This window comes from Chamaesiphon sp. OTE_20_metabat_361 (assembly GCF_031364565.1).
This window is the reverse complement of the sequence record NZ_JANLWO010000172.1, coordinates 1-10,554: the sequence shown is the minus strand read 5'-3', so window position 1 is coordinate 10,554 and position 10,554 is coordinate 1. Positions and strand designations below refer to the sequence as shown.

At 49.4% G+C, this 10,554-nt stretch carries 11 protein-coding genes and 1 pseudogene; 8 read left to right on the top strand and 4 right to left on the bottom strand.

Annotated elements, in window-relative coordinates; genetic code table 11:
- On the top strand, positions 1 to 609 hold a 609-nt coding region (queC, locus tag RMO35_RS04795), incomplete at its 5' end, for a 7-cyano-7-deazaguanine synthase QueC (protein WP_309738938.1).
- Between the two features lie 130 nt (positions 610 to 739).
- Here queC and RMO35_RS04790 read toward each other — a convergent pair.
- Both RMO35_RS04790 and RMO35_RS04785 read right to left on the bottom strand, forming a co-directional pair.
- Positions 740 to 2,059, bottom strand: a complete 1,320-nt coding sequence (locus tag RMO35_RS04790; protein WP_309738937.1) for a hemolysin family protein — start codon at positions 2,057 to 2,059, stop codon at positions 740 to 742.
- Positions 2,060 to 2,261: 202 nt separating this feature from the next.
- Positions 2,262 to 2,963 carry a hypothetical protein gene (locus tag RMO35_RS04785; protein ID WP_309738936.1) on the bottom strand — a complete coding sequence of 234 codons (702 nt, stop codon included), beginning with the start codon at positions 2,961 to 2,963 and terminating at the stop codon, positions 2,262 to 2,264.
- 43 nt (positions 2,964 to 3,006) lie between these two features.
- Here RMO35_RS04785 and RMO35_RS04780 point away from each other — a divergent pair, with 43 nt between their 5' ends.
- The 4 genes and pseudogenes from RMO35_RS04780 to RMO35_RS25175 form a co-directional block, all read left to right on the top strand.
- Complete coding sequence (locus RMO35_RS04780) at positions 3,007 to 3,408, top strand: DUF2809 domain-containing protein (RefSeq protein WP_309738935.1); 402 nt, start codon at positions 3,007 to 3,009, stop codon at positions 3,406 to 3,408.
- A 247-nt stretch (positions 3,409 to 3,655) separates the two neighbouring features.
- A complete protein-coding gene (thrC, locus tag RMO35_RS04775) occupies positions 3,656 to 4,759 on the top strand; it encodes a threonine synthase (protein ID WP_309738934.1) in 1,104 nt (367 codons plus the stop codon).
- A 31-nt stretch (positions 4,760 to 4,790) separates the two neighbouring features.
- Positions 4,791 to 4,955, top strand: coding sequence for a hypothetical protein (locus RMO35_RS04770; protein WP_309738933.1), 165 nt, complete (start codon positions 4,791 to 4,793; stop codon positions 4,953 to 4,955).
- Between the two features lie 79 nt (positions 4,956 to 5,034).
- Positions 5,035 to 5,148: pseudogene (locus RMO35_RS25175) on the top strand (threonine synthase); the annotation flags it as partial.
- 236 nt (positions 5,149 to 5,384) lie between these two features.
- Here the strand turns inward: RMO35_RS25175 and RMO35_RS04765 are convergent.
- Together RMO35_RS04765 and RMO35_RS04760 are read right to left on the bottom strand one after the other, a co-directional pair.
- Positions 5,385 to 6,617, bottom strand: a complete 1,233-nt coding sequence (locus RMO35_RS04765; RefSeq protein WP_309738931.1) for an MFS transporter — start codon at positions 6,615 to 6,617, stop codon at positions 5,385 to 5,387.
- A 48-nt stretch (positions 6,618 to 6,665) separates the two neighbouring features.
- Positions 6,666 to 7,490, bottom strand: a complete 825-nt coding sequence (locus RMO35_RS04760) for a DUF3598 family protein (RefSeq protein WP_309738929.1) — start codon at positions 7,488 to 7,490, stop codon at positions 6,666 to 6,668.
- A 474-nt stretch (positions 7,491 to 7,964) separates the two neighbouring features.
- Here RMO35_RS04760 and RMO35_RS04755 point away from each other — a divergent pair, with 474 nt between their 5' ends.
- From RMO35_RS04755 to RMO35_RS04745, 3 genes are all read left to right on the top strand, one after another.
- On the top strand, positions 7,965 to 9,122 hold the full coding sequence (locus RMO35_RS04755) for an acyl-CoA dehydrogenase family protein (protein ID WP_396135600.1): 1,158 nt from the start codon (positions 7,965 to 7,967) through the stop codon (positions 9,120 to 9,122).
- On the top strand, positions 9,097 to 10,002 hold the full coding sequence (locus tag RMO35_RS04750) for a PIG-L deacetylase family protein (protein ID WP_309738926.1): 906 nt from the start codon (positions 9,097 to 9,099) through the stop codon (positions 10,000 to 10,002). Before RMO35_RS04755 ends, RMO35_RS04750 begins: the two co-directional genes overlap by 26 nt.
- The coding region (locus RMO35_RS04745; protein ID WP_309738925.1) for an SAM-dependent methyltransferase at positions 9,999 to 10,554 on the top strand (556 nt) is incomplete at its 3' end. The genes RMO35_RS04750 and RMO35_RS04745, both read left to right, overlap by 4 nt.

Here is a 10,554-nt window from a genome sequence, read left to right as displayed (position 1 = left end):
AGTGAAGGTTACAGTTGTCATGCCCTCTCTTTTGACTATCAACAGCGTCATCGCCGCGAACTCGAAGCTGCTCGGACGATCGCGACTGCTGCTAGCGTCGCCGACCATCAGGTAGTGAGCTTCGATCTGCGCTTGTGGGGCGGTTCGGCACTCACAGACGAGCGGATCGATTTACCCCAACACCGCGATCTGGCTGCAATGTCAGAATCTATTCCCGTTACCTATGTTCCCGCTCGCAATACGATTTTTTTGAGTTTTGCCCTCGCATACGCCGAAGCGATCGCGGCTAATCGGGTCTACATTGGGGTCAATGCACTCGACTATTCAGGCTATCCAGATTGTCGTCCCGACTACATCGAGGCGATGCGATCGGTCTTTCGGTTGGGTACCAAGCAAGGACGCGAAGGCGATCCGATCGAAATTGTCACGCCCCTCATCGACCTCAAAAAAACCGAAATTATCCAGCTTGGTGACAGCTTAAGCGTACCCTGGGCGCAAACTTGGTCTTGCTATTCCGGGGAACGAACTCCCTGTGGTACTTGTGACTCCTGTCGCCTGCGGTTAGCCGCTTTTGAGGAATTGGGAATGGTCGATCCGGGGATGGGGTGAAGGGGAAAGGGGGAAAGGGGGAAAGGTAAAAGGTAAGAGGTAAAAGGTAAAGGGTAAAGGGTATAGCTGCTACTCAGATCCTTAAAGCCTAAAACCCAGAGCCTAAAGCCCAGAGCCTAAAGCCCAGAGCCTAAAGCCTAATCCCTTTCACTCTGACTCGATCGATCCTGGGGCCGATCGTCGAAATGATGGTTAGATTCCAATTCCCATAATCTAAGGATTCCCCGGGCTGGGGAAAATGTTGCAGTTTCTTAAGCAAAAATCCGGCGAGGGTTTGGTAGTCGTCAGAGAGTGGGAGATCGATCTTGAGTTGTTGGTTGAGATCTTCGAGATTGATTTGAGCTTGCACCAAAAATGTGCCGTCGGCGAGTTTTTGAAATAATTGTGTCGGTCGATCGGAGGATACGTTCATCCCGATCATTTCGGCGATCGCGTCTTGGCGGGTAATCAAACCAGCAGTGTTCCCAAACTCATCTACCACGATCGTCATGTGGGTGTCAGATTGCTGCATCTGTTGGAGGGCAACACTTACCAGCGTGGATTCAGTGACGTATTCTACTGGTCGGATCCATTGGGCGATCGGGATTTGTCCGGCTGGTTTGCCTTGAGCTAGTAACGTGACAAAATCTTTAAATGAGACTACACCGACGATTTTATTGACGGATGTATCGGTAACTGGATAGCGGGAATGGCCAGTAGTGGCGACTTTGATCAGGACTGATTGACAACTGGCTGTTTGGGGGACTGTGACGATTTGGGTACTCGGTACCATTACATCGGTGGCGATCGTGTCGGCAAATGCTAGCACTTTTGTCAGGATTTCGCGCTGTTCGATCCCCAGTCCGCTAGATTCGCGCTCGGTGGCGACGATCGCTTGTAGTTCTTTGAACGTGACGCGATCGCGACTGTCATACCGCGCTCTAATCCCGACTAAGCGTAAGCAGAGCTTAGTCGATCGATCGAGTACCCAAATTAAGGGACTAAAAATCCGTGCAATAGCGAGACTCGGCGCACCCAAAAATCTGGCAATCTGTTCGGCATAAATCAAGGCAATCGACTTCGGAATCAGTTCGCCAAAGACAATCTGGAGATATGCTAACAGGACAAAAGTAAACGGAATTGCCAGCGCATGAGCTTGCGGAATACTTTCTAACTGCTGGGCAAAAACTTGGGCGACTGCCCGCTCGCCAATCCAGCCTAATGCCAAACTAGAGAGCGAAATACCGACTTGGGTAGTGGAGAGCAACCGATCGATCCCCCGTTGCAAATCCTGAACTTGCTTGGCACGATCGTCACCAGCGGCTACCAGTTGACTAATCCGCGATCGCCTCACGGACAAGATCGAAAACTCGGCAATCACAAAAAAAGCGTCGATCGCAATTAAACCCGCTACTAGGAGCAGCCGCCACCCAATGTCTGAACCACCTAGAAGTGGATGAGGATCGTTCATTGTCGGGATTTTAGGAATGAGTTGGGAGTTGGGAGATGGGAGTTGGGAGAGAAGAAGAGGGAAAGAGGGGATGATGGGATGATGGGAAAAGGGGGGACTAGGGGAATATGGGCTTAGGGGGACTAGGGACGGGGAGACTGGGAAGCAAGGAATTGTTCCATTACCCTTTACCCTTTACCCTTTAACCTTTACCCTTTACCCTCTACTTCCCAACTGGCACGCCTGAAGCTTCTAGTTGCAGCTTTTTATCTACATCAGTTAATTGTAGCGATACACTCTTCACTTTATCGAGAGCATTTTTGGGAATAGCGAGAATTACTCTAACTTCGCGACCGTTAGCAGCCAGACTACCAGGTAATCCTGTCGTAGCAGCATTGACGGTTTGGGATCGATCGGTCGTTACATTAATCGTTGCGCCTTGCCCAAAATTCACGGGTTGACTGCCACGATTGGATAGAGTCATTTCTAGTTTGACTTCATTGCCTTTGGCGGCGATCGATTTAATCGTCATTGTAATCCCTTGATCCTCCTTGACGATCGGCAGTTTAGCAATTGGCAAACCAGTCTTAGGATCGTTTTTTACCGCCTTCTCAAAATCAGCGGCGCTTTTTTTAGCATCTTTGGCTTTTTGAGCGTCTTTTTTAGGTTCTTCGATCCCCATCTGCTTTTTGACATTAGCGATCGCTTCTTGCTCGTTAACGAGTTCTAAGCCCTTGGTAGTGATATTTTGTTGGTTGCCGCCTTTATTATTGTTGGGACGAATATCGGGCTGAGTTACGCCTTTGAGCGCCTCATGCCCAGAAATAAAGCCCACCACACCACTCACGATTCCAGCGGCTAGCATGAAAAATAGTAAGATACTCGTCAGTAGTAAAGTGCGGTCGCCCTTGAGACTCTTTTTCATATTTATCCTTGCAAAAATCACTTGAGACAGCCACTATCGATCGATGCCCAACAAATTTTATCGACAGCGGTTAGTGTTCCTGATTAATATACTAGCGATCGTACCACTAGGTTACACCATTCGCTTTAGTCAGATCTTACCCGCATATTTTCACGATGCTGGTGGTAGCATTGCCTATCAGATCGTGTGGATATTATTGGTGTTATTTATCTATCCTCCTGCTAGTCTGCGGTGGACAGCAATCTGGGTCTGCGTAGGATCTTGTGCGATCGAATTTCTCCAACTATATCAACCGCCTTGGCTCCAAGCGATCCGCGCTACCTGGCCGGGGCGATTGCTACTGGGTTCGACATTTTTGTGGTCTGATTTTCCAGCCTATTTTGGCGGTAGTTATCTAGGATGGCTGTGGGCAAGGTGGCTCAGGGGATTAGGCTTTAGGTTTTAGGCTTTAGGTTTTAGATGTGAGTGGCTAGATGTAACGACGATCTTAACCCGTTACCCATTACCTCTTACCTTTTACCCATTACCTTTTACCCATCACCCCTCCCTAGATTGCTAATCCCTCATTTAGACTTGGCATTTTAGTCCCTAGAACCCTCAGAATTATGCTTCAATAGTAGAATCATCGAGGGTCTGCGATCTTCATAGGGCAGAAGTCGCCCATCAATTTTTATCCAGGTTATAGTCATATCATGAGCTTAGATACCCATATTGAAGTCAATTCTAGAACTGCTACCAACCGTGGCTGGCCGGGATTAATTGAAGCTTATCGCGAGTATCTGCCTGTGACTGAGACTACTCCCGTAGTTACTTTACATGAGGGTAACACACCGCTAATCCCCGTACCGACGATCGCCGCAGAAATCGGTCGGGGCGTCAAAGTTTATATTAAGTATGACGGTCTCAATCCCACTGGCAGCTTCAAAGACCGGGGGATGACGATGGCAATCACTAAAGCCAAAGAAGCGGGTGCCAAGGCGGTAATTTGTGCCAGTACGGGCAATACTTCGGCGGCGGCAGCAGCCTATGCAATCCGAGGCGGAATGCGCGCCTATGTCCTGATTCCCGATGGTTACGTCGCGCTCGGCAAGTTAGCCCAAGCATTACTGTATGGTGCAGAAGTTCTCGCAATTAAAGGTAACTTTGATGATGCGCTCGATATCGTGCAGCTTATGGCAGATCGTTATCCGATTACCCTGGTTAATTCCGTCAATCCTTATCGACTTGAAGGTCAAAAAACCGCCGCATTTGAACTAGTAGATGCCCTAGGTGAAGCTCCAGACTGGCTGTGCATCCCAGTTGGTAATGGTGGGAATATTACCGCCTACTGGATGGGTTTCAATCAATATCAGCAGCATGGCAAATGTCGCAATCTTCCCAAAATGATGGGATTCCAAGCCGCTGGTTCCGCACCATTAGTTAGTGGCATCCGCGTCAAAGATCCCGAAACCCTCGCCACCGCGATCCGCATCGGCAACCCCGTTAACTGGCAAAAAGCCGTCGCAGTCAAAAATGACAGTAATGGTGAATTTAACTCAGTTACCGATGCCGAAATCATCGCCGCCTATCGCTGGTTGGGTAGTAAAGAAGGGATCTTCTGCGAACCTGCTAGTGCCGCATCTGTCGCTGGGTTACTCAAAGTCAAAGATCGCGTACCCAATAATGCTACCGTTGTCTGCGTCTTGACCGGAAATGGTCTCAAAGACCCCGATACAGCGATCGCCAATAAAATCAATCCCTTCCAACAAGGTATCGCCGCCAATATGGAATCAGTTGCCGCAGCAATGGGATTCTAGCCAGAAATCGTAGATAGTAGCTGAAACCTAGATGGTGGGCAGTGCCCACCCTACTGAGACGACTGGATATGTGCCGACATCCCTGCCTCTGTGGATCTTCGCTCACCCATTCATTGCCTGGAGTGTGGGGGCAGTCGGAATGGCGATGTTTGTGTGGAGCGATCCGAAGAGATTGAAGCGGATGCGGGGCAACTAAATAGTAGCCAAAAATGTAGGGTGGGCACTGCCCACAGACAAGTTAGATCCGTAGCAAACAGAACTCAAACTGTCTTAATCTGACCGGAAATGGCCTCAAAGACCCCGATACCGCGATCGCAAACAAGAGCGATCCCTTTCAACAAGGCATCGCTGCCAACATGAAATCCGTCGCCACTGCACTAGGATTCTAGCCGGAAATATGGATGTTGGCTGAAGTATAAAATTAAGATGGTGGGGTGATAAGTTGACGATCGAATAGCAATCGGACACGAACCGCTGCCTATCAGTTTCTAAAGCCTGCCGACATGCGGGGGTGATTGGCTCGCGGCGAAGTGCGAAAGCAAATGCTGGGAAGTATGAAATTAGGTCTTCCTTAGTATGTCGATCGATCTAAGAAGGAGAGCCAAAGATATGAAAGATCGTCATCCTATTTAACTGTGTAAACATCCCGATCGCGACCCAAACTAAACCCGATCGAATGTCGTAAACTGCGATTGCCCCAAACTATAAACACCACAATCGCACTCGCCGCCATCCCCGTCCCGATCGTAAAAATCCCTGGGTAGCCCACATCTTTGGCCACCATCCCAAACACCGGAGCCGCGATCGCAATCCCCAGATCCAAACCAGTAATACAGATCGATAATACCTGCCCTCGCTGCTGCGGTAAAGAGCGATCGGACACCAGTGCCACAGTCATCGGCATTAACGTCCCGCTGCCTAAACCTTCCAAAATTGCGCCACAGACAAAACTCATCTGACTGTTTGCTGTCGCCAGACAAGCTATCCCCGCAGTGTAACAGCACAAACTCGCTGCAATAAAGATCCCGCGTCCGTACCGATCGGATCTCGTGCCAATTACCGATCGCGCACTAAAGCTCGAAATTGCTGCGATCGTGTAGAATAAACCAGGATTGAAATCGATATGAATAGTTTGGATATATAAAGGTAGAAATGTGTGGATCGCACCGAACGGAAAGCCAACTAATAATAAGACTAAAGCGGGAACGCCTAGAGCTGGATTTGTGAGAATTTTCCACGCCGAAATACTCGTCACTGGCTCAGTTTGTTCGGGAGCGACTTTAATGCGAGTATTATGCAATTGACTAGCTGCTAAAAATGAAATCGTGCCACAGACGATCGATACCCAGAAGATCGCCTGATACATTCCCATTACCTGTAAATAACCGCCGATCGCGGGGCCTAATGCGACACCTACGGGGTTGGTTAGGCTCATCAGACCGATGATTTCGCCGCGTTGCTTGGGGGGAGCCAAATCGACAACCAAGGCGCTGTAAGCTGTCGTAAAAGCAGCGATGCTAATCCCATGAAATGCTCTCACTACGACTAATAAAGGGAGTGAAGTAAATAGCAGATAGCCAATCGGCGCGATCGCGACTACCGCCGTACCGATGAGTAATACTAGCTTCCGCCCGCGTTTATCCACTAATTTACCGACTAGCGGACGAGTGGCGAGCAATCCGATCGCAAATGCCCCAATAATTATGCCAATTTGTTGTTGTTTAATCCCGATCGCATCGAGATAGGCAGGTAGTGTCGGTAATAAGATCGCGATACTTATCCAAAACAATAAACCCGCGATAAATAACACACGCAAATTTCGCCGCTGTCGCGGTTCGAGCTGATTCAAAGTATTCATTTAAGGAAATTAGGGGCTTGCTCGATGACGAGCTACTCACAGGAAGTTTTATCTTACCCGATGTTCGATAATATGAGTGGCACTAATCCATTCTCCTTTGTCGTTGTAATTACGCATCAATCGCTGGCGTTCGTCATCGGTAACTAACCACCCCGCCTCGACAAAAAAGGGCTGACGGTGACTGACTTGGAGGGGAATATTACTCGATATGCCATCGGGGAGCAGTAACACTTGACGCGGCGTAGCGCCTTCAAAGTGGAGGCAATTGCCATCGATGCGGGCGGTTGACGCGATCGTCCGTGCGCCAAATGATAATTTTTGCTCTAGAGAGCCGCTTGTCTGCTGGATCTCCAAACTCATGACAGTAGTATCGGGAGCCTTGCCGTCGGCATAAACCGTACAGGCTCTGCCTTCCCACTTGCCTACCAACTGCGCCACCGTTAGATCTGGGCGCAGTTTGGCATCCGTCCCGCTGCGAATTTCCCGAATCAGTGTCATGCTGCTAAAACAGCCTTGAGCATCAAATAATTGTACCAATCTCGATCGGCGATCGCGATCGATAAAGCCGTACTCCGCGCCAAATTCGGCGAATGGAGCCACTTGCAACGAACCTTTAGAAAAAGCCCCAGGATCGAAAAATACTGCTTGTCTGCCTAAAGAGCGATATTCTTGGACGCGATCGGATGTCGGCTGTTCGGTAATATTGTTGGCAAAGCGGCGCAATCGAAATTTAACCAAGCGGTTGTCTTCTAGCCCTTCGAGCGTCAAAATTGAGGGTGTCGAACCAAGCAGCTCGCCCGTGGTGGCAACTTGTGTAAATGTACCCACCCATTCGCCGACATTTTTGAGAAAATTTTCCCAATTACTTTCCATATCCACCCGCGATCGATTTTTGGTCGGTAGTGCGAACTCAGTCGCTCAATTTAGAGTAGCAGATTTGGCAGAATGTTATCGATTTATTGAAGTTAGATCGATCGGTTTCGAGCGTTAGTAAACTCACATCTCGCACCAGTACATGAAAACTGAAAAAAATAGACTTAAAATTTGCTTCTAAGTACTAAGACTATCCACTATCCACTATCCACTATTCACTAGAACACTAGTAACCTTTTTTGGTGCAAGAGGTGAGTAAATAATACATGCCTCTGTCCTTGGGTAGATGTGAAAAGTCAGCATCTGCCCCAAAATTTAGAGTGTAATCGCCGATCGATCCACGAACAAATTACGCTCCAAGCTGAGGAGGAAGCATTGACCGTTACCAATTCATCTCCACAAAGTTATCCATCTCTAGACAATACTGCACATAGGTACGAACCGATCGCTAAGTGTCCGCTCGATCGTCGCAATATTCGCGCCCAGATTGCTGAAACGATCGACTTTTGCGGTACTAATGCTGCGGCGATCGATTGCAATGGCGCGTTTCCCGTGCGTGAATTCGAGCTGATTGCCAGATCGGGATTGTTGAGTGCGCCACTGGCTAATAACTTGGGTGGATTGGGACTAGGTATCGACACCAGTTCGATCCCGCAATTGCTCACAATCTTAAAAGATATCGGGCGTGCTAATTTGGCAGTCGGGCGGATTTATGAAGGACATGTTAATGGGCTGCAATTAGTGCAGACATTTGGCACTCCCGCCCAAATCGCTACCTACGCTCGCGACGCCCATCAGCACAAAATTTTTGGGGTGTGGAATGCCGAAGCCGCAGATGGCGTCAAAATTTTCCCGCTCGGTGATGGCAAATATCGACTCGAAGGTGCTAAAACCTTTGCGACAGGCTGTGGCTATGTCGAAAGACCGTTTGTAAATGGCACATTGCCAGATGGGACGTGGCAAATGTGCATCGTCCCGATGGAGCGCGTCGCCACTAATATCGATCCAGGCTGGTGGCAACCTGCGGGGATGCGGGCGACGGCTAGTTTTAAAGTGGATTTTACCGATATTATCCTGGATGAAAGCGAGCTAATCGGGCAACCGGGCGACTACTATCGCCAGCCGTGGTTGACCGCTGGAGTGGTGCGATTTGCCGCCGTCCAGCTCGGGGGAGCCGAAGCTTTGTTTGATGGTACCCGCCAGTTTTTGCAGAGCTTGGGGCGGATTAGAGACCCCTATCAGGAACAGCGACTGGGCAAGATGGCGATCTCGATCGAGAGTGGGTACCTATGGTTACAGGGTGCAGCCGCACAACTCGATCGCTATGCGCCGATCTTTGCCGGGGAGCCGGATGTGCCGCATCCCCAGGCGGCGGCGCTAGTAGCCTATGCCAGCATGGTGCGCACAGCGATCGAGCAAATCTGTATGGAGGCAATTCAACTTGCCGAGCGCTCGGTGGGAACGCGCGGATTGCTGCCCCCAGAGCCACTCGAACGCATCATTCGCGATCTGACACTGTATCTACGTCAGCCTGCTTTTGACGTTGCGCTCGCCACCGTCGGACAATACGCCCTCCAAAACGCCGTTAATGGTTCACTCTGGCATCATGAAGCAGCCCCGCGCCGGATCTAGCCCAGTCTCAGAAGACGACGATGACTCCCCTCCGCTAGTACTGGCTACTAATGGTAGCCGGGGTATTAGCTTGGTGAGATCGCCGCAGACTCATGGAGATTTAGGGTTGTCTGTGTCAGGTAAGACTGAGGAGTGGCAGCAGGGCGGTTTATTAGCCGCTCCTGAAACCTTGCCCCTGTGGGATCTCGGGGCGATCGATCGTCAGCGAGTAGTTATCGTAGCACCGCACCCCGATGATGAGACGCTGGGATGTGGGGGTGCGATAGCCCTGCTTGCCAGCAAAGGTTATCGCGTCAAAGTCCTAGTTGTCAGCGATGGCACGGGTTCTCATCCCAACTCTCAAAAGTATCCAGCGCATATCCTCCAGGCGGTTCGATCGCAAGAGACGATTTCTGCCCTCAAGCTCTTGGGCGTTAGTCCACCAGATATCACTTTTTTACAGCTCAAAGATGGTGCCGTACCGACAGTGACTTCGCCCAGTTTTCTTGATGCTAAAACATTGTGCCGCAACTATCTGCAAGCAACCTTACCAGATACAATTTTTCTGCCGTGGCGACACGATCCACATGCCGATCATCGGGCGAGTTGGCAACTGATTCAAGCAGCAATTTTAAGCTTGGGAATTGCTCCCCAGATTATCGAATATCCAATTTGGGATTGGGATCGCCATCAACAGCGACAGGTAGCCGATTTGAGTCGCATTGTGGGCTGGAGGCTAGATATCAGCTCGGTACTCGCTCAAAAAACTCAAGCGATCGGGTTGTATCGATCGCAGTTGGGTCAACTCATTGATGATGACCCTGACGGCTTTTGTTTGAGTTCGGAAATGTTAGCTAACTTTACCCGACCGTGGGAAGTTTATTTTGAGGAAATTATATGAATTTATCCGATTCCAAATCTTTAAAAGCCGACTTTTTTGAGGCACTTTATCAACAAAATCCCGACCCGTGGGAATTTGCAACCAGTGAATATGAAGCGCAAAAATATGCCACTACGCTCGACGCTTTACCCCACAGCTTATATCAATCGGGATTTGAAATTGGCGGCTCGATCGGCGTATTGACCGAACAATTGGCACAAAGATGTCATTCATTACTCTCGATTGATGTCTCTGAGATTCCGCAACGCCAAGCGATCGAGCGCTGTCAGCACCTCAATAATATTAGATTTGAACTAATGTCAGTTCCTGACAAGTTTCCTGAAGAATATTTCGATCTGATCGTCCTATCTGAGGTGGGTTATTACTGGTCTTTGCCAGATTTGATGAAGGCACAAGGGCTGATCTTAGAACGGATGCGATCGCAAGGTCATTTGATTTTAGTACATTGGACGGTAGATGCGCGAGTTCTACCAATCACTGGCGATGCCGTTCATGATGCTTTTGTAGAACTCGTGCCCGATCGACTAAAACACCTCAAAAGTTTGACCGCAC

Bases quoted from the DNA above. Each gene is read 5' to 3' on its own strand.
- RMO35_RS04750 (WP_309738926.1), top strand. From the start codon at position 9,097: ATGAAGCAGCCCCGCGCCGGATCTAGCCCAGTCTCAGAAGACGACGAT.
- RMO35_RS04785 (WP_309738936.1), bottom strand. From the start codon at position 2,963: ATGAAAAAGAGTCTCAAGGGCGACCGCACTTTACTACTGACGAGTATC.
- RMO35_RS04770 (WP_309738933.1), top strand. From the start codon at position 4,791: ATGGTGGGCAGTGCCCACCCTACTGAGACGACTGGATATGTGCCGACA.
- RMO35_RS04790 (WP_309738937.1), bottom strand. From the start codon at position 2,059: ATGAACGATCCTCATCCACTTCTAGGTGGTTCAGACATTGGGTGGCGG.
- RMO35_RS04765 (WP_309738931.1), bottom strand. From the start codon at position 6,617: ATGAATACTTTGAATCAGCTCGAACCGCGACAGCGGCGAAATTTGCGT.
- RMO35_RS04780 (WP_309738935.1), top strand. From the start codon at position 3,007: ATGCCCAACAAATTTTATCGACAGCGGTTAGTGTTCCTGATTAATATA.
- thrC (WP_309738934.1), top strand. From the start codon at position 3,656: ATGAGCTTAGATACCCATATTGAAGTCAATTCTAGAACTGCTACCAAC.
- RMO35_RS04760 (WP_309738929.1), bottom strand. From the start codon at position 7,490: ATGGAAAGTAATTGGGAAAATTTTCTCAAAAATGTCGGCGAATGGGTG.